The 18,206-nt window shown below is 69.7% G+C and carries 22 protein-coding genes; all 22 read right to left on the bottom strand.

The features are described from left to right. Positions 1-112 precede the first annotated feature (112 nt). The 22 genes from ABZ823_RS30285 to ABZ823_RS30180 all read right to left on the bottom strand — a co-directional run bounded on the left by ABZ823_RS30285 (position 113) and on the right by ABZ823_RS30180 (position 18,037). On the bottom strand, positions 113-607 hold the full coding sequence (locus ABZ823_RS30285; RefSeq protein ID WP_361666037.1) for a hypothetical protein: 495 nt from the start codon (positions 605-607) through the stop codon (positions 113-115). Further along, positions 607-1,041, bottom strand: a complete 435-nt coding sequence (locus ABZ823_RS30280; RefSeq protein ID WP_361666036.1) for a hypothetical protein — start codon at positions 1,039-1,041, stop codon at positions 607-609. The genes ABZ823_RS30285 and ABZ823_RS30280 overlap by 1 nt, the downstream gene beginning before the upstream one ends. Positions 1,042-1,049: 8 nt before the next feature. Further along, positions 1,050-3,497, bottom strand: coding sequence for a hypothetical protein (locus ABZ823_RS30275; RefSeq protein ID WP_361666035.1), 2,448 nt, complete (start codon positions 3,495-3,497; stop codon positions 1,050-1,052). Next, positions 3,497-6,679: a hypothetical protein gene (locus ABZ823_RS30270; protein WP_361666034.1), complete on the bottom strand. Its 3,183-nt coding sequence runs from the start codon at positions 6,677-6,679 to the stop codon at positions 3,497-3,499. The genes ABZ823_RS30275 and ABZ823_RS30270 overlap by 1 nt, the downstream gene beginning before the upstream one ends. 130 nt (positions 6,680-6,809) lie before the next feature. Further along, on the bottom strand, positions 6,810-7,292 hold the full coding sequence (locus ABZ823_RS30265) for a hypothetical protein (RefSeq protein WP_361666033.1): 483 nt from the start codon (positions 7,290-7,292) through the stop codon (positions 6,810-6,812). 8 nt (positions 7,293-7,300) lie between these two features. After that, positions 7,301-7,807: a hypothetical protein gene (locus ABZ823_RS30260; protein WP_361666032.1), complete on the bottom strand. Its 507-nt coding sequence runs from the start codon at positions 7,805-7,807 to the stop codon at positions 7,301-7,303. Between the two features lie 5 nt (positions 7,808-7,812). Then, positions 7,813-8,799 carry a phage tail tube protein gene (locus ABZ823_RS30255; protein ID WP_361666031.1) on the bottom strand — a complete coding sequence of 329 codons (987 nt, stop codon included), beginning with the start codon at positions 8,797-8,799 and terminating at the stop codon, positions 7,813-7,815. Between the two features lie 3 nt (positions 8,800-8,802). Then, positions 8,803-9,006, bottom strand: coding sequence for a hypothetical protein (locus ABZ823_RS30250; protein ID WP_361666030.1), 204 nt, complete (start codon positions 9,004-9,006; stop codon positions 8,803-8,805). Positions 9,007-9,028: 22 nt separating this feature from the next. Further along, entirely contained in the window at positions 9,029-9,493 is a 465-nt protein-coding gene (locus ABZ823_RS30245) for a hypothetical protein (protein ID WP_361666029.1), read from the bottom strand. Beyond that, positions 9,490-10,317, bottom strand: coding sequence for a hypothetical protein (locus ABZ823_RS30240; RefSeq protein WP_361666028.1), 828 nt, complete (start codon positions 10,315-10,317; stop codon positions 9,490-9,492). Before ABZ823_RS30240 ends, ABZ823_RS30245 begins: the two co-directional genes overlap by 4 nt. A gap of 13 nt (positions 10,318-10,330) precedes the next feature. Beyond that, entirely contained in the window at positions 10,331-10,681 is a 351-nt protein-coding gene (locus tag ABZ823_RS30235; protein WP_361666027.1) for a hypothetical protein, read from the bottom strand. A gap of 67 nt (positions 10,682-10,748) precedes the next feature. Beyond that, positions 10,749-12,233 carry a phage major capsid protein gene (locus ABZ823_RS30230; protein WP_361666026.1) on the bottom strand — a complete coding sequence of 495 codons (1,485 nt, stop codon included), beginning with the start codon at positions 12,231-12,233 and terminating at the stop codon, positions 10,749-10,751. Positions 12,234-12,367: 134 nt separating this feature from the next. Further along, positions 12,368-12,820 (bottom strand): GIY-YIG nuclease family protein, encoded by a 453-nt coding sequence (locus ABZ823_RS30225; protein WP_361666025.1) that lies wholly within the window; start codon positions 12,818-12,820, stop codon positions 12,368-12,370. Continuing rightward, positions 12,817-13,503 carry an HK97 family phage prohead protease gene (locus tag ABZ823_RS30220; protein WP_361666024.1) on the bottom strand — a complete coding sequence of 229 codons (687 nt, stop codon included), beginning with the start codon at positions 13,501-13,503 and terminating at the stop codon, positions 12,817-12,819. The genes ABZ823_RS30225 and ABZ823_RS30220 overlap by 4 nt, the downstream gene beginning before the upstream one ends. Then, a complete protein-coding gene (locus tag ABZ823_RS30215) occupies positions 13,503-14,672 on the bottom strand; it encodes a phage portal protein (protein WP_361666023.1) in 1,170 nt (389 codons plus the stop codon). The genes ABZ823_RS30220 and ABZ823_RS30215 overlap by 1 nt, the downstream gene beginning before the upstream one ends. Beyond that, complete coding sequence (locus tag ABZ823_RS30210) at positions 14,669-14,884, bottom strand: hypothetical protein (protein ID WP_361666022.1); 216 nt, start codon at positions 14,882-14,884, stop codon at positions 14,669-14,671. Before ABZ823_RS30210 ends, ABZ823_RS30215 begins: the two co-directional genes overlap by 4 nt. A gap of 11 nt (positions 14,885-14,895) precedes the next feature. After that, positions 14,896-16,305, bottom strand: coding sequence for a terminase (locus ABZ823_RS30205; protein WP_361666021.1), 1,410 nt, complete (start codon positions 16,303-16,305; stop codon positions 14,896-14,898). A gap of 52 nt (positions 16,306-16,357) precedes the next feature. Further along, entirely contained in the window at positions 16,358-16,633 is a 276-nt protein-coding gene (locus tag ABZ823_RS30200) for a hypothetical protein (protein ID WP_361666020.1), read from the bottom strand. 178 nt (positions 16,634-16,811) lie between these two features. Beyond that, positions 16,812-17,249 carry an AAA family ATPase gene (locus tag ABZ823_RS30195; RefSeq protein WP_361666019.1) on the bottom strand — a complete coding sequence of 146 codons (438 nt, stop codon included), beginning with the start codon at positions 17,247-17,249 and terminating at the stop codon, positions 16,812-16,814. A gap of 2 nt (positions 17,250-17,251) precedes the next feature. Further along, positions 17,252-17,452 (bottom strand): hypothetical protein, encoded by a 201-nt coding sequence (locus ABZ823_RS30190; RefSeq protein ID WP_361666018.1) that lies wholly within the window; start codon positions 17,450-17,452, stop codon positions 17,252-17,254. A gap of 2 nt (positions 17,453-17,454) precedes the next feature. Continuing rightward, on the bottom strand, positions 17,455-17,730 hold the full coding sequence (locus ABZ823_RS30185) for an HNH endonuclease (protein ID WP_361666017.1): 276 nt from the start codon (positions 17,728-17,730) through the stop codon (positions 17,455-17,457). Positions 17,731-17,743: 13 nt separating this feature from the next. Next, the gene (locus ABZ823_RS30180) at positions 17,744-18,037 is read right to left on the bottom strand and encodes a hypothetical protein (RefSeq protein WP_361666016.1); all 294 of its coding nucleotides are present in this window, start codon (positions 18,035-18,037) and stop codon (positions 17,744-17,746) included. Positions 18,038-18,206 lie beyond the last annotated feature (169 nt).

Below are 18,206 nucleotides of genomic sequence, written 5' to 3'. Positions count from 1 at the left end.
CGGGACGGCCGGGCGCCCCACTGGCCGCGGGTGACGAGCTTCAAGGCGGGCCCCTTTCTGGGCATGAAGAAAGCCCCGGCCGGTGGCGCGGGGCGAGCGGGAGCGGGGTGGCTCAGGTGGCGGATTCGTACACGAACGTGATGCGGATCTGGTGGGTGGACGCGAGTGTCTCGGGCGCGGTGCCGGTGACGAAATCGATGTTCCGGGGGTTGGCGGAGGAGATGGGGGCGAAGATGCTGAAGGTGGTGGCGTTGGGGCTGATGACGACCTGCCCGGCCCAGCGGCTGCTGGCGAGGATCTGCACGGTGCCGACGAGGGATGCGCCAGCGTTGGCCGCAGCGAAGGGCAAGGACCAGTTGTAGGAGCCCGACCCGAACGTGGTGGTAGATCCGGCAGTCAGGTTGATGTGGACAATGACGGTGCGGCCGATCTTCATGTACCGGCCCGTGAGGGTCCCGTTTCCGATGTTCGGGTTGGTGGACGCAGTCCACGTCGGGGTGTACGGGGTCCAGGCGGCGAGCAGGGTGTTGAGCTGGTCTCGGATCTCCTGGTTCATGATCGCGGCGGAGACCACTTCGCCGACGACCCAGGTACGCGGTGCGAACATCAGCTACTCGTCAGGGGTCCAGGGTCGCCACCACCGGCGACCGGCTTGTCAGGGTTGGCGGGATCGAGGTCGTTCCACCAGTTCCGCAGGTAGGGCTTGAGCGGCGCGAGGGCCGTCTCCACCGCGGCGACGTCGGCGGGGAAGATGAGCGTGCACCAGCCCCAGCCGCACTCGGTGCACGCGTAGCGGGGATCGGCCGGAGAGACGACCTGTGCGGACCTGCAGGACGAGCAGTCGGCGATCCACCGGTTCTGGTTGATCCGCGCGAAGTACGTGTCGCTGACCGTGCCGTCGGGCGGGACGATGCGCCGGCCCATGCGGGTTTCGTACCAGCGCCAGACCCGCTCGGCCACGGGCACGTCGTCCCAGGCGTGGGGGTCCGTGCCGGGCGGCGGGAGGTAGAACGTCTCGGCGCGCACGACGGCGATGGGCATGCGGGCTCCTAGTAGGCGAGTCGGGTGGTGGAGTCGAGGACGGAGTACACGGGATCGTCCAGGACCCACACGGAGTCGGTGGTCGATGCGCTGGTGTGGAACTGGATGCGGTGCGACCGCTCTTTGATCGTCTCGGTGTAGCCCTCGACGGTGACCCGCATCGAGGACACCGGTGCCTGGGACGGCAGGCTGGTGACGGTGAAGTAGCTGGAGATGTCGGCGTCGAGGATGGCCTGGTAGGTGGCCATCGTGTACGCCTCGATCGCGACCTCGCGCAGCTCCGGGCCCGGGTTGGCGTAGCGGGACACCAGCCAGTACGCGGCGTCCAGCACCGAGTTGTCGGACGTCTTGAGGATGTCGAGGGTCTGCGGGTACGCGCCGAACGCCAGGATCGACGAGGGCGCGGTGACCTTCTGGGTGGCACCGCCCGGCCGGGAAGCGTCGACCTGGTTCACCAGCTTCTGGTCGTCGTCGGCCAGGGACGTGCCCGGCTCCAGATCGGCGTAGGCAATCTGGAACGCTTCGGCGGCCGTGGTCGGGTTGTAGCGCACATCCCGGGACTGGTAGGCGAGCCCGTAGGTATCCCGCCGGGAGAACAATTTCGCGGACTCGGTGGACTCGACCTCCCGCATCCGGGCCACGACCTGGCTGCCGCCCTGACCCTGGGAGGCGATCGGGTCGAACGTCGTTCCGGTGACGGCCACGGACGACAGGCCCGCGTACCGGGCCAGCCGCTGGATCCGCACGTCCGATTCCTCGCCCGCGTAGCCGGTGGCGCCGGCGGCGTAGTGCTGGGCGAGGGTCGCACCCGCAGGCCCGGTCACCCCGTACAGGGCGACGTAGCCGATCTGCCCGGACCACAGGCGGGTGCCGCGGTATCCGCCGATGTGGAGGGTCCGCTGGTCGTAGCCGTAGGTGACGGCGACGCCGCTGACGACCAGGCTGCCGTCGACGTACACGTTGTTCGTGTACTGGTCGTAGACGACGTGGTGCCAGTTCCCGTCCGCGAGGCCGGTCGCCCCGCTGACCGGCACGACGGTCAGCGTGCTCGCGCCCGAGTTGGTCCACTCGATCTGCAGCTGGCCGCCGGCGGACAGGGACAGCACGTGCACATACGTCAGGTCGGCGGAGGCCAGGCCGAGGATGGCGCGGCCGCCGGTCGTGGTCTGGAACCACGCCTCGAACACGGGCCAGTTCTGGGTGAGCGCCTGGCGGACGGTGTCGCCCATGTCGCCAGACAGCCACTTCCCGGCCGTCGCGGAGGACGGCGTGAAGGTGGGGACGCTGTCTCCGGTGGCGGCCGGGCCGGACGCTGCGGCCATGGTGAGGGTGCCGCCGGCACCGGCCTGCTGGATCGTGAGGGATCCCGCGCCGGTGCCGGACACGTCGCCCGCGCTGGTGGAGTCGGAGGGCTCGGTGAGCGGGTAGAGCGCGACCGGCCCCGACTCGACGGTCTCCTCGATCACCATCGAGCGCAGAGACGGGAGCCGGTTGAGCCGCTTGAACAGATCCGTGCACGTGATCGTGACGGTCGAGTTGAGGCCTTCCCAGTCCACGGGGAACTCGTTGACCATGCCGTAGTAGCGGGGCTTGACGGTCGCGCCGACCAGGTCCCACTCGATGTAGTCGTTGGTGCCGCCGGTGCGGGTGGCGGGGAACTCCACCGCGTGCGTCTGGCTCGTGACCCAGGCCGGGGTGGCGAGCGTGCGGCGCACCACCCAGGTGACGCCGTCACCGGACGTCTCCCAGTAGACCGTGCCCGAGGACTCCCGCACCCGCAGCCAGGCGTGGTCGATCGCCGAGTACGTCAGGTTGGTCGGGCTCGCGTCGGAGAACCCGGTCTGGGACATCGCGGCGATGACGCCGGCCAGCGCGTCGAACCGCCACCCGATCCGCGTGCCCGAAGTGGTCGAGTTGACCCACATCGACGCGGCCGCGTTGGTGGAGGTGCTCGCCGCGGGGACGGTGGCGAGCTTCGCGGTGAGCTTGCTGCCGACCAGGGTCCACTCCCGTGCGGACAGGACGCTCGCGTCGGCGACGGTACTGACCGGGACCCGGAGGCGGCCGCCCGCTTCGGTGGGTCCGCCGGCGGTGGCCGGCCACAGCGTGGGGCTGATCCGCCCGTCGTCGAAGTCGTCGCCGAGCTGCTCGAGCGGGTACACCGGCCCGGCCCCGGACTTGCTCGGGATGATCGCGACAGCGACCCGGATCGGCGCATTGCGCCGCACGTAGGGGTAGTACGGCGATGCCGCGTTGCCCGGGGTGAAGCGCCCGTCGGCGTTGTCCAGGGTCAGGGTGGCGGTGCCGGGCTGCGTCTCGGACAGCTCGTCCGAGGCGCCCCGGCTGACCGTGATGCCCTTCGTGATGCCGTCGACGTACTGGCTGACGTCGGTCCAGGTGATGGTCGCGGGCAGCTGCACGAGGCCGCCCCAGCCCATCTCCACCAGCAGAGCCACTACGCCACCCCCAGAGTCACGTTGAGACCGTGTACGCGCTTCAGTTCCAGCAGCGTCCGCCGGATCTCCCGCGCGGTGGCGACCGGGTCCATGGCTCCGTGCACGTCGATCTGCACGAACGTGCCGCCCCCTCCGGCGCCCGCCACGGCGGGCCTGCCCATGACCGGCTGGGTGGCGGCGACCCGCCCGGACACGGCGTCCAGGGCGCGGTCGAGGGCGGGCATGCCGTCGACCAGGCCGCGCGCCAGGCCCTGCGTGGAGTAGGAGCCGAGCCGGGCCATCACCGTGGACGGGCTCTTGATCCCCAGGGCCCGCTTGATGCTCTTCTGCATCGACTTGGCGATGGACATCATCAGCCGCTCGATGTCCTTCTGCTGGCCCTCCAGCCCCTTCAGGAAGCCACGGCCCGCGTTGCGCCCGGCGTCGTACAGCCGGTCGGCGCCTACCTGCCCGAGCGTGGTGGTCGACTTGTCCAGCTGCGACTGCAGGCTGTTGATGGACTTGAAGGTGTTCTTGTCGGCGCCGACCAGGGCCGAGGCGTAGGCGTAGCCCGCCTCCGGGCCCATGTTGAGGATCTGCCGCAGCAGCCCCTTGTTCAGGCCCTTCTTCGCGAGGATGTCGATGTACCTCGTGAAGTGCTTGATCTGCGCGAGCTTCCCGGCGAGCCCGGCCTTGATGCCGCCCGCGGTCACCTGGTCGGCGTCCATGCCGAGGTTGGACAGGGACGCGCCCTCGCGGGCGTTGCGGGTGACGTCGCTGGCGTACTGCTTCGCGGCGGCGATCGTGGCCGCGATCTTGTCCCGCTTGGCCGCAAGGTCCATCAGCCGCTTGGTCTGCCGGTCGACCATCCGGATGAGGCTGGACTCCTTGCGCCCGGAAAAAGCCGTCTTGATGTCCTTGACCAGGTCGGCGGCCGTCGACTTGATCTTGTCGCGGGAGCGGGTCAGGCCCTCGAGGAAACCGCGCGCCACGTCGTGGGCGAGCGCCTTGGTCTTCTTCGACGGCGAGGCGATCTCGAGCTCCGTCTTGATGCCCGTGACGACCCCGCCCGCCATGGAACGCGCAGCCGCCAGGACCAAGCCCAGCGACCCGGACAGGCCGGAAGCCAGGCCCTGCCCGGCGGCGATACCGGCTGCCCCGGTGCGGGCGCTGTACGTGCCCGCGTTGACCGCGTTCAGGAACGACAGCCCGTACTTCGCCACAGAGGACGCACGCACGACGTACTCACCGTCGGAGAGCATCGCGGGGATGCTGTCCGACGTGCCGGTGCCCGGGCCACGCACGAGCCCTGGCGCGCCACCCCCGGCGAGCCGGACGATACCGCCGCGCGCCCGCTCGAAGATCCTGCCGCCGCCGGTGCTCTGCGCGGCTCGAGCCGCCCCGCTGCCGACAATCTTGTAGGTGGTGACGACGTAGGTCATCGCGGTCTTGCCGTCGAGGGTTTGCAGGTCCCGGCGGGCCCGCGCGACCTTGTCCTCAAGGTCCTTGATGGTGGCCTTGAGGTCAGCCCGCTTCGACGGCGGCAGCGTGGCCAGCTTTCGTTTGGCCTCCGCCAGCTGACTCGACCAGTTGTCGATGTTCATCTTCAACTGGCCCGCGGCCAGTTTCGTCTGGGTGCTGGCCGCGAACTCGTCGGCTTTGTGCTGGGCCACGTCCAGGCCCTTGAGCCAGGCGCCGGAGAACTTGTCGAACTCGCCGCTCGCCTTGCGCAGCTTTGGGCCGATGCCGGGGATCCAGCCGAACGCCATGGCCGCACCGTGGGCGATGGTGCTGATCGCGAGGATGATCGCCGACGACATGAAGCTGAACGCCTTGATGACCTGCGGCGCCGCCTGGATGGCGGTCGAGACCAGGAGCAGGGACATGTCGGCGAACTGCCGGGAGTACTCCATGATCCCGATCTTGTTGTCGTTGATCCACCCGTTGAGGCGCTGCAACGGCCCGGCCGTCTCGCGGATCTTGTCGGCCGCGGGCGCGAACGCGCCGATGATGGCCCGCCCGGTGTCGGCCATGGTGGGGCCGATGATCGCGCCCAGGTCCCGGATCGTCTTCAGCCCGAACGTCAGATCCCGGAAGAACGGGGCCAGCAGCTCCAGCCCGCCGGCCAGTCCGTCCAGGGCGCCCGCGACGACGTCGCCCAGCAGCCGGAACGTCTCTCCGAACAGCGGCCCCAGGACCTTGCCCATCTCGCCCGCCAGGCGGCCCAGCGCGGGCAGGATGGTGTTGATCGAATCGAACAGGCCGTCGAGCATCTTCGCGGCGCCGCCGATACCGGGGGTCAGTCCCTGGAAGAAGCCGGGCAGTCCGCGGGTCAGTAGCCCGCCGAGGCCGTCGGAGAACGCCTTCAGTGTGGGGCCGGAGGCCGCGCCGAAGTCGAGCAGGCTGCGGATGAACGGGCCCATCGCGGAGGTCATGTCGCGGACGAACCCGGCACCCAGCTGCAGGTTCTTCTGCAGCGCGTCCTGGAAGCCGGAGTCCTTCAGCATGCGGGCCACGCCCTCGGCCGCATGACCGAAGGCGCCGCCCATGTCGGTCATCGCCCGGCCCAGGATCTTCACCACGGGCCCGGCGGCCTTCACCGCCGCGGTGAAGCCGGGCAGCATCGCCTTCTGGATCTCGCGGCCGATCGGCCCGAATTCCTTCTTCAGCGACACCAGCGCCCGGGTGAAGTCCCTGGCGGGCGGGCTTAGGTGCTTGAGGGCTTTGGCGTACTCCTTCTTCCCCTGGCCCGCGGCCGCCATCGCGTCGGAGACCCCGGCGAATCCCAGCTTCAGGGTGCCCAGGGCCGCCCCGGCCCCTACAGCCATCGGCACCAGCGCGCCGATCGCGGGCAGCAGTGTGGTGCCGAGGACGACGGCCGCGCCCTTGAGCACGGTCATGAACTCGAGGCCGGACCCGCTTGCCGAGCTGGAAGCGGAGGCGACGTCGCCGAGGTGGCGGGTGAGGTTGGGCAGGCCGTCGCCCATGAGGCGCTGCGCGTCGGCGACGGAGATGAACCGTCCGCGCAGGTCGCGCAGGCGTCCGTCCGCGGATTGGAAGAACCGGTTTACCGCCCGGGAGTTGCCGTCCATGTCGTCGTTCAGGCGGCGGTGCAGGCGGGCGGATGAGTCGCCGGCGTGGTTGAGGACGCGGGAGAGCTGGTCGTCGCCGTCGAGGATGAACCGCAGGCGCTGCGCGGACATCACTCACCTCCCTGGAGCTTGGCCTGGTGCTGGTCGATCCAGGCGGTGAGCAGGTCGAACTCTTCCTCGGTGAGGTCGTCCACGTCCCGCGGCGACAGGTGCAGGTAGAACGCGAACAGCGGCAGGTAGCTCAGGCGCCGCTCGGTGAAGCTGCCGCCATCAGCGGCTCCGCCACGTCCGGCAGCGGCGCCGCCTCCTTGGCGAGGGCCAGGTCTTTTGGGGCCGTCACGTCGGCGATCGCGGCCTCGCACGCCTCACGGTCCGCAGACACGTCGCGCAGCTCGGCGAACGCCGCGGCCAGGTCCTCGGGGTTGTCGCCGTACTTCTCGAAGATCCGCTCCGCGTAGGCGCGGGTCTCCTTCGCGTCCAGGAGCACGCGCAGCTCGTCCTCGAACGGGTCGAAGTCGGAGAACCGCAGGGCGGGCTCGGCACGCTTCTTGACGACCCACGCGACGACGCGCAGGGCATTGACGTCGCCCTCCGTCATCGCCGCCCTGATGGCGGGCCACTGCCCGTCCGCGGTCCGCTCGACGATCTGGATCTCGGAGGCGCGCAGACGGCCGGCGTCGAAGCGCTGGGAGGAGGCGCCTTCCGGCGTGTACTGGATGATCACTGATGCTCCTATTCGAGGCGGCGCCGGACGTCGTCGAGGACCCGGGCGACCTCGCGCTCGATGCGTGGCTGGTGGCGGCGGACGGTGCTGTCCCACCAGGGGGGTTGCGCCCACTGGGTCACCCAGCGGCGCCGGTTGCCGAAGACGGGGTGCCGGATGCGGCCCTCGTTGATGACGGCGGGCATCCGCTTCAGGTCCGGCGGCAGGCGGCCCTTGTCGACCCACACGGTCGCGCCCGGGCTGGCACCGGTCCGGACCGAGATGCGGATGGCGTCGGCGATCGTCGCGCGCAACGGGCGCGTCGTCGGCGACGGTCCGCCCGGCCGGCCGCTGCGCCCGGGCGCCCGGATGTTCAGGCCGCGGATCGAATCCTGCAGGTCGTCGCGCAGCGGCTCGGCTGCCCGCCGGATCCGGCGGTGCATGGACTGGCGGATGTTCTCGCCACCGGCAGCGCGCAGGCGCCTGGACAGCTCGAGCAGGCTGCCGGTGTTGAGGATCCGCACGTCACGCGTCATGACGACTACACCGTGGTGTCGGTCGACATGTACTCGATCTTCGGCAGGTTGGTGCCGTCGTACAGGCCGGTGAAGTTGAAGGTCGGCTTCACGACGCCGAAACCGTCCACGGTCGGCGGCCCCTCGTCCAGCTTCACCGCGGGCAGGGTGATCCGGAACGTCTCGGCGAAGGTGCTCGCGATGATCGGGCCGACGAACTCCCACACCAGCGACGTCGCAGCGTCCGAGGTGTACAGGTCGTCCAGGGTGGTCGCGACGTAGTCCGTCTCCAGCGTCCCCGTGATCTTAACCTGGTCGTTCTCGATCGGCTCCTTCTTCAGAGCCGACGCGTTCGCGTAGAACCGCTCCACGTCCTGCGGCCGCTCGATCTTCACGCTGACCTTGCGGATGCCGTCCAGCGCCGTCTCCGCACCGAACGTGCCCGTCTTCAGCGCCATCTGCCCGAAGTGGAACGGCGACTGGTTGGCGTAGCTGGCCACGGCCAGGGTCTGGCCCTCGTCACAGTCCCGGCCGTCCACCTCGTAGGCCGAGGTCAGCATGCCGCCGACCTCGCACGCGAACTCACCCGAGGTGACCTTGCAGCCGAGGAACGTCTTGTCGGTGACCGTACCGGTGGTGAGGGGCACGCCCTTCTGGATCGTCAGGCTCTTGCCGGCCACGGACGCGAGCGTGTGCGTCTGCAGGTAGGCAGTCGTGGACGTCTGCTGGACTGGCGTGACGGTCGTCCCCATGAGGGCCTGAAAGAACAGGCCCATGCCCTTGTTGGCGACCTCCAGATCGATCGAGCCGGAGACCTCCTTACGCGTCAGTACGCGGCGGGACGACATGGGCAGCAGACGGCCGGCAGCGATCCCCGCGGACTGCGCCGTCGTCTTCTTCAGGACCAGCGATTCCTTGGTGAACTCGACGAACCGCGCGGGCGCCACGTAGGTTCCGTAGGTGGTCTCGGCGGCGATGCCCAGCTGGGCGCCGAGACCGGATCCGATCGCCATGGATCAGTCCTCCTTCTGCGGCCGAGCCGCGCTTTTCCGGCTGCCCTTGGCGCCGGGCTCCTCGATCGGCTCCCAGTTCGTGACCTGGCAGACGTAGGCCTCGAACCTCTCGTCGGGGACCTCGACCACCTCGTCCGGCTGGACGACCCGGCTGTCGAGTTCGGGCACGGTCACCGGCTCCGGCCCCAGAAAGCGCACACGCGCCATGACGTTCTCCTTGTCGTGTGGATCAGATGCGGGCCTGGCAGGTCACCGTGAAGGCGAGCCCGGCGAGGCTGCCCTCCGCCTGCACTTGGGTCAAGTCGCCCGCGGTCAGGTGTGACCACAGGACGGTGCCGTTCAGCGTGGGCGCCGTCGGCGCGGAGTTCGTGGCGCGCAGCGCCGTCTCCACCTCAGCGACGAGGGTGAACACCTCGCTACGGCGGGCCTGCATATCGGTGTCGCCGGCGCGGGACTCGGCGTAGCAGGCGATCGTGAACGCCTCGTCACGCGTCCGGGCGCCGGCCGAGTTGAAGTCCTGAGTGAGGGACACCGCAGCGCTGTCTCCGGGCTGCCAGCCGACGAACACGTGCTGCAGACCGGTCAGGTTCACCACCGGGGGCCCGTCGACGATCGTCACGTTCGCCAGCCCGGGTGCTGCCCGGAGGATCGCCAGGAGCGCGTCGACGGCCGCGGGCACGCGGGAGGTCATCATGCGATGCCTCCCATGTCGCGGTCGCCCTGCAGCAGCTGCAGAGCCCGGTTCGGGATGGCGTAGCCGAGCCCGGGCACCTGCTCGGTAGCGAGGAAGTCGTCGCCGCCGCCGATCCCGGTCAGGCCGCGGGACGCCCCGTATTGGGTACGCCACAGATGCTGCAGGATCAGCTTCCCGGCCAGCGCGATATTGGCGGACACCGAGGAACGGCCCGCCTGGTAGACCACGCGGTACGGGCCCGGCCAGAACACCAGCCAGTCGTTGCGGCGCAGCACCCCGGTATCCGCGTCGACGTCGAGGGCAGAGACGGGGATGGCCAGCTGCCACGGCTCGATACCGGTGATCGAGGTGACCGACAGCACCGGGGTGGTGTGCAGCAGCATCCGCTCGGTGCCGCCCTGGGTGACCTCGGTGACCGTGCGCGGAACGACCGGACCGGTGAAGTACTCGACCGCGGTGGTCGTGGCCTCCACGTAAGTACGCAGCTCATCGTCGTCGGTCGTCGTCGGGACGTTCAGCTGCTTCTTGGCGTCGGCCAGGGAGAACAGCAGCGGCGGCGCGGCCGGACGGACGTCGAGGACGTCGGTGTACGCGGACGCCGGGGAGGTGAACACCCAGCGCACCGAGTGCCGCCCGGCCTGGCTGGTGACGTAGTCGCACGTGTACTGGCCGGTGATCGCTGGCGGATTGGTCACGGCCGGGGTGACGGTCGAGTTGTCCGGCAGCGTGATGGTCAGGGTGACGCCGGCGGCGTTGGTGGCCGTACCGCCCGCGTCGGTGCAGGTCGCGGTCAGACGCGCGGTGTCGCCGAGATCGAACGGCACAGCTCACCCCCTGTCAGCTCTTGCTGCCGCGGCCGGAGGCGGTCTGCTTCGGCCGGGAGTCGGCGGCGGTCTCCTTCGGCCGCGCGCCGCCACGGCTGCCGGCCGCCTCGTCCTCGGCCAAGGCGGCGCGGATAGCGCGGGCGTCCTCGGTCGCCTGGCCGGCCAGGCCGTCCTGGCCCTGCTCGGTGAGCTCCTTGGCCTGGCCCTCGAGCTGGTCGGCGTGCTCGTCGAGTTCTTTCCGGACGCGGGCGATCTCTGCCCGAATGTCCTTGGCGGCCGCCCCCCGGGACTCCCGGCGCGGCCCGTTCTCGCAGTTCGCAAGCTCGTTGCGGAGCCCGCGAAGTTCGGCAATGCGGTCGTGCATCGCGCTCTCCGTTCCAGTCGGAGCGGGCCCGCCACCAGCCGGCAGCAGGCCCGCGATGGGGTGTGGGTCAGAAACCGGTGGGCGCGACCAGACCGGTGCCCGAGATGACGGAGATGGTCTCCGGGCGGCGGTCGGGCATGAACGCGGCGTAGTTGAACACCTGGAAGCGGACCTGCAGCGTGCCCGAGAGCACCTCCTGCAGAACGCGGGTCCGCATGGACCCCTCCCACAGGTACAGGTCGGAGGTGCGCATCGTGGCGATGCGGTCCTCGTTCGTGCCCGCGCCGAGGTTGGAGGGGATGTTGCCGTCGGCCAGGAGCGGGAAGTTCAGCACCCGGCCGACCGGGCCCTCCACGTCGCCGCCGGTCTGCAGGGCCAGCGGGTTGAACGGGGCGTTGGTCTCCGGGAGGATGAACGGCCGGTTCTGCGAGTCCAGCTGCGAGGCCATCCAGAACCAGCGCGACGGCGTCAGGAAGATCGCCGTCGGCATCATCTTGCGGTTCTTCGCCGACAGCGACAGCGCCTGCATCAGCGGCGCGTAGGTCTCCGGCAGCGTCGGGGTGGCGTCGGTGTACGTCACCGCGTTGATCCCAGAGACGTTGAGCACGCCCTTGAGCTGGCCTGCCGACCCGGATCCGCTCCAGCACTGGGTGTCCAGCCGCTGGTTGTAGTCCGCGATCAGGTCCGCGAAGACCACTTCGTCGAACCCGACCGGGCTCTGGTCGAGGAGCTGGATCGCCACGTCCTGCTGACCGGCGATGGTGCGGACCGGCGCGGACACGAACGTGTCCGTCATGTCCGTGGACGTCACGGCGGCGGCGTCCGCCGTCTGCACGCCCGTCGCCGTACCGGTGGCGACCTTCGGCACGTTCACCGAGTCGGTGCCGGACGGCAGCGGCATGTTGCGCACCGTGTTGGCGAAGGTACGGCCGAAGCGCGGCAGGTCGATGTACTGGTCGACCAGCCACAGCGGCGGCACGAAGTAGCCGCCCTGCCCGTCCGTGCGGTTGGGGTTGACGCGCTTCTCGAACACCGACTCGCGGCCGTGCCCGAGTTCGCGGTCCAGGCTGCGCATCTCTCGCTCCGCAGCCTCGCGCCGGCGCCGCTCCCGGGAGGGCATCTCGACATCGAGTTCCTGGGCGTGGCGCTGCAGCCGCTCGGCCGCCTTGCCGTCGTTGCGGAGCTGGGCGCGGGCCAGGTCCAGGAAGTAGCTGTTGGGGCCGCTGCGCTCGTAGGTCAGCGGCTCGGACAGCACCTGCACACTGGGGCGGCCGCCCTCCGGCGTGTTCTGGCCGTACTGGGCGCGCAGCTGGGCGGCCGTGGCGTCGCGGGCCTCGACCTCTTCCAGCTCGGTGATGCGGGCCTGCACCGACTCGATGTCGGCGTCCTTGGCCTTGATGGCGTCCCGCTTCTCCGCGAACGCCTTGTCCTCCTCGGCGGTCAGGTTGCGCTTCTCAGCGGTCGGTGCCTTGAGGACCTCGTCGAGTTCGGTCTTCAGCGCGGCCCGCTGCTCGAGCAGGTCCTGCAGCTGCTTGCGCAGGAATGCGAGCATGGCTCGCTCCTTTCGGGGTGGGGATGGGAGGGGGTCGCGCCGCAGCGACGTTGGGTGGTAACTACCTCGGGTGATCGCGTGTAGCTCGTGCGATCGGCGCGAGAGCCGGCGCAATGTCCAGCGGCGTCATCCGCCTAAGCGGCGGTCGTGCGTTCCCGTCGAGCCGTCTGACAGGCAACGCAGCACGGCCCATTGACAGGGGGCCGCTCCTGGCACATCGCACACGCCATGGACGCGCGTTCCGTAGGCGTGGCGTTGTAGTAGGCCCGCATCCGTTCCTTCATGCCAGGGGCAGAAGGGCGCGCGGGACGATTCCGGTTGTTCATCCCGGTGCGCTGCTCGATCGGCAACGACCTCTCCGGGTTGTGCTGCTGGTTGTACGGCGGGCGGTACGTGCGGATCAGGTACGCCTCGCGCTCCAGCGCCTCTTCACGCGTGTCGAAGTGCTCCAGGGTGCAGCCCGTCGCCAGCTTCCACCAGGCCTTGCTGCCCGCGTGCTCGTGAGCGCGCTTCACTCCGCGCTCCGTGATGCCCACGTACAGCAGATGGCCACCGGTACCGAAGTACTGATAGACCGTGCAGCTCATAGGCTGAGAGCGGCAGCCTGAGCCTGGTACAGCGACAGCGGATGCCCGGCCGGCTGCGCGGGCGTCACGGGCGGCGCGAATCGGCGCTGCAGGCGCTCCATGAGCGCGCGGGCGTCGTCATCGCCGAGCTTGTCGAAGTCGGCCGCCCGCAACGCGGGGGCGACGGAAGTGGCAGGGTTGGCGCCGAAATTGACCACCGAGACGTCGCCGCGGTGCAGGTCGACCTCGATGATGTCCCGCTGGTCGTAGTCCGGGCTCCACATCTGCCGGGTCACCCGGAACGCAAACGACATCTCGTCGACGCTGCCGTCCTGCAGGGCCAGCAGCATGTCCTGCACGTCCGAGCGGGCGGCGGTGACGTCGGCCTCCATGTGCAGGCCCGTCGAGTCCTCCGCCAGGCGCAGGCTGCCCGCCTTCGTGTACGCCATCGCCAGCCCGCCATGGTTCAGCAGCAGCTGCACCTGCGGGGTCTCACTCAGGGTTTTGGTGAAGGCACCGCTACGGACCACCTCGGAGTAGGAACCGAGGAAGTCCCACATCTCGTAGGGCTCGTCGACCACCGAGGCGTAGCCGGAGATCGTAGAGAGGCCGGAGGCGCCGGCCTTGGCGCGGACCTCCAGCTGGACGGGGAAGGCGCGCCGGACGATGCCCGTGACGGAGGCGCGCTCGCTTTTCTCAGCCATCAGTGTCCTCCTAGCGGGCTGACGATCGCGGGGCTCGGCGGAGGCGCGGTGGGCTTGTCGCCCCACTCGACCGGCGCCCAGTCTTCGTGCTCCCGGACCTGGTTGACGGTCTCGAACTGGTTCTGCAGGGCGATCGCGTGGGCCTTGAACCTGGTCAGCAGGTCCGTGCGCACCAGCGCGCTGCGGTTGAAGCGGACATTCTGCGGGCGCGGCAGCAGGTCCGACAGGGCCCGCTCGATGCGCACCAGCCACGGGTCGACCGCATAGGTGAGCAGGTCCAGGGAGCGCTGCTCGATGTTGCTGTACGTGAGCGAGCCGCCCGTCTCGTACCCGAAGATCTCCGCGAACCCGGGGCCGAAGATCCGGCAGCACTCCGCCGCGGTGAAGTTGTTCGTCTCCAGGAACTGGCTCTCGTTGGGCGCGATCTGGATCTGCTGGTACTTCCAGCCGTTGCCCAGCACCGCGGGCTCCCTGCGGCCGTGGACGGCCGCAATGAACCGCTCCTTCGCCGTGCGGGCCTGCTTCTGGTCGAGGTCCTTCTCCGACGTCAGGATCCCGGACGGGTGCCCGCCCTCCGTGAACCACTGGTAGCCGAACTGCAGCGCGGCGATGCCCGTGCTGATCGTCGTGGCCTGCAGGGCAATCGGTGACATTCCCATCAGGTTGCCCGGCGCCGGATGCACCCGCCGGTGCCACACCTGGTCGGTCTCCACCTTCTTGCCATTCACCGTCCACTGCGGCTTTCCGTCCTGGTCTGGCACCACGTGCACCAGGTCCGGATGCTGCAGCACGATCTGCGTCGGCGTCCCGCGCCGACTGTCCTGCGCCCCGATCAGGCCGACGGTGTTGCCGCGGAGCATCGCCGAATACACGTACTGGTACAGCCAGTCGGGCAGCCCGTGCCCGTCGCCGCCGAGGTCGGCCAGCCACGACGGAAGCGGCTGCGGATCCCGCGGGCGCGGGAAGTAGTCCAGCGGCATCGTCTCCGCGACGGTGGCGACCAGGTTCACGCACGACCAGACGGCGACCTTCTGCAGGCTCGCCTCGGTCCGCGACAGGTCGACCCGCGCATAGTTCGAACCGATGCCGTTCGCCTGCGAGTTCGGCGGAATCGGCGGGCTGGGAAACAGCGCAGCCACCCGCCGCTCACGCCCGAGCAGGAAACTCATCCAGGCCTCCTACGGATCGTCAGACGGTCCGCGACCTGGTCGGCCAGCAGCAGCCCCCCGGCGGTCAGGAACCCCGCAGGCGGCCACGCCAGCCACGCCCCGACCGACACCAGCACCCAGCCCAGCAGGACCGGCAGCGCACGCCACAGGGCGCCTACAGCTGCGCCGACGGGTGCCGCGAGGCGCACCGTCAGCGACTCCTTGCCGGGCATGAGTGCCCCCTTCACCAGATGTTGTCCATCGGGTTCGATTCCTCTTCGACCTCCGCGCCCAGGCCCCACTTGGCGAGCGTGGCGGCGACCAGCGGGCTGATGTCCACGGAGACGACCCGGCGGGCCCACGCCCACGCATCGCCCAGCGGGCGCTTCTGCGCGCCCGCCAGCGCGGACGACAGCGGCGCCTGGTCGAGGTGGGACAGGCTCTGCTCGGTGACCGCGTCGTAGAACTGGCCGCAGGCCGCGGCGACTTCCCGCGCTTTGGGCGAGACGATCTCCACGTCGAGCCGCTCCGCCAGGTCGGCGATGAGCGATCCGGCCGGGCCGCCGGCGTCGACGACCCAGCACCGCGGCTTCCACTTCGCGTGCAGCTCGGCTGCCCGGTCGAGGATCCAGCCCGTACCGGGCCGGTGGTCGACCACCTCGACGTGCGTGCCGCCCCGCCACTCGCCGGCCACCGCGATCGCCGCGTGCGACCGCTCCGGCGTCATGTCGATAGCGAACGCCACCGGGTCGGACGGCGCGGACTCGGCGGCCGCCAGAGCCCGCCACGCGTCCTCCCCGATGACCTGCCACGTGTCCGCCTCGTCGGACGGATAGTCGCCCACACCGAGCCGCTCACGGGCATAGCCGTCCTTGGACAGCGTGGACCGCTCGTTGGCCACCTTCTCCAGCGTCAGCCGGAACCCGACCGCCGGATTGGCCTTCAGTACCGCCTCGTCGGAGGCGGGGTCGTCGTGCTCCGTGCAGTCCTGCGGGCACTCGTCGACGTGCGGATTCGCCGACCATTCGAAGTAAGACAGGCTCGGATCAGGCACGCCGGCCTCAAGCGCCGCTAGGGCCCTACGGCGCAGGCGTCCAAGCTGGACTGAGGGGGCGCCGATGCCAGCCGAACCCAGATACCAGATCTGCGGATCCTCGACAGCCGCCATCGTCGGCAGCAGGGCGTCCATCTCGGGGTCGCCAAGGATCATGTCCTCGTCGAGGATGTTGCAGTGCCCAGTGAAGCCGCGGCCCGACCCCTTCGAACGGGCGATGAACCGCAGCACCTGCCCGGTGTACAGCTCGATGCCCTCTTCACCGACGGTCTGCCGATACGTCTTCACGCGTTTGTGCAGGTCAGGGCACCCACGGATGAGACGCTCGATCCGCTTGAAGGCGTTCTTCGCCGTCTTGAACTCGTGGGCGCTGTGGAGGATCAGCTCCTCGCCGCCGATGAACAGGCCCCACAACTCGCGGGCCTCGATGATCCCGCCCTTGCCGTTCTGGCGGGGCACGTTCACCGCGACCTCGAACGACGACCACGAACCGTCCGGCCTCTCACCCATACCGACGCGCAGCACGTGCTGCTGCCACGGGTCCAGGCGCAGGCCAGCGCGGGCCGCAAGGTCGATCGCCTCCTGGCCCGCACTGGACACCGACGGCGGCGCGGTCTGAATCGGCGGCTCCTGCCAGCCGCGCGGAGGACCGTCAGCCGCTGGCCTGCTCGCGGGCAGCGGCCCGGCGCTTCGCTCGCTGCTCAGCAATGTCATCGACGGAGTCCCCCTCCACTGCGACCGGTGCGAGCTTGCGCAGGTCAGCCATCACGGCACGTAGCTCACGAGCAGCGTTCGCCTTGCCAGTCGGACCGCCCGGCTCGTCGATCGACTCGGCAAGGCTGATCGCGACTTGAGCCAGGCCCGGCGCTATCTCGTCGACGCGCAGGCTGCCGATCTCTTCGGTGATCCGGTCGGTGACCGCGCCCATGATCACCCCCGGTGTTGACGGAGCGTCACATCACGCAGGGTGACGGCCGCTAAATCGCTGACGTCCGCTTCGCCGAAATAGGAAGTGAAAATGGCCGCGCAAAAAATCGGGCGACAAGGGCGTTTGGGTCGCCCGGGAATGCCCTCAAAAAGCAGTCGGCCGTCGAGCGGGATCGTGATCACCAAGTGCGCGAGGCCTGCGGCATCGCCCCTGGTGGCTGCCCCCGGCGGGCGTTGTACCAGCGGGTCGCGACCCGTTCCATGTCGGGATCACGCATCGCCTTGATGCGTTGCATCACGATGTCGCGGCCTGGATCGACGGCCACGATCCGGGCGTCGAGGCGCTTGTACTTCGCCCTCGCCTTGGCGCTGGGCATGGTGTGGATGAGGTACACGTCGACCTGGTCGCGTAGCTCGAAGGCCTCGTGCATCGCTGCGTAGCGGGCCTTGTGGGCGACGCGCAGTTGCAGCGGGTTCTGGTTCCAGGCCGGGGCGCCGGGTCCGGTGAGTGCGCGGGTGATGCGGTCGAGGTCGATGACGATGTCGGTGGGTTTGGCGTGCGCGTCGATCCACGTGGACTTGCCTGCGGCCGGCGGGCCGGTGACGACGTACAGCATGGTCAGTCGCCCGAGAGGTCGACCGCGTACCGGGTGGTGTCGCCGTCGGGTGCGCTCTGGAGTCGTAGCGTGATGTCGTCGATCTCGATGTGGTCGGTGCCGTAGGCGCAGAGAGTGACGCCGGTTTGTGCGGTGGTCTCGGCCATGCGGTCGAGGGCGTCGGCGAGGCGTCGGAGGGCGGCGGCGTCCATCAGGTTGGCCATGGTCACCACCTCCGTGAGGGCTGTACAGGCTGGCGTGGCGCCGTCCGGTTTCCCCTCGACGAGTTGCACCGGCGGTGCGCGGCGCGGGCGTTGGCCGGGTCGAGGAGGCTGCCGCCCTTGGACAGGGGCACCTCGTGGTCGAGGGTGAAGGAGAGCGGGTGCCGGGCGTCCAGCTCGTACCCGATGTTGTGGCCGCACCACCAGCAGGGGAGGCGCTGGGCGCGGAGCCAGGCACAGAGCCTGCGGTAGGGGCGCCCGTTGCGGGGGTTGCCGGCCACGGGCGCCACCTCCTTACGGCTGGGCGGTCTCCATGTCCTTCAGGCTCTTGTCGACGGCGGCGCCGATCTGTTCCTGCATGATCTGGCCTGCGTAGCGCTGGACGGTCTTGTCGTCCACGCCGTCGCACTCGGTGGGGCGGGTGCCGGGGGTGGCGTTGCTGCCGGCGGCGATGGCGGCCTTGATCTGCTTGGTCATGGCTGCCTTGCAGGCGGCGGGGTCTGCTGTGGCGCCGCTGGAGCTGCTGCAGGCGGTGAGGGCTGCGGTGAGGGCGAGCAGGGCGGTGTAGGCGGCTGTGCGGGTTCTCATGGTCCCCCCCATGGTTCGTGGATGCTGAGGGAGCATCATGGGGCCGCGAGGGGCGCTGTGTGGCGGCTGTGGCCGGGTTGTGACACGGCGAAGCCCCAGCCGGGGGGACCGAGCTGGGGCTTCGTCGTGCGTCTGTGGTGGACAGCGGCCGTCACCGCCAGGTGTCCCG

This window comes from Streptomyces sp. NPDC047079, assembly GCF_040643755.1.
Taxonomy (GTDB): Bacteria; Actinomycetota; Actinomycetes; order Streptomycetales; family Streptomycetaceae; genus Streptomyces.
Note: the sequence above shows the minus strand (reverse complement) of the source record. Positions and strands in the feature narration are given on the sequence as shown.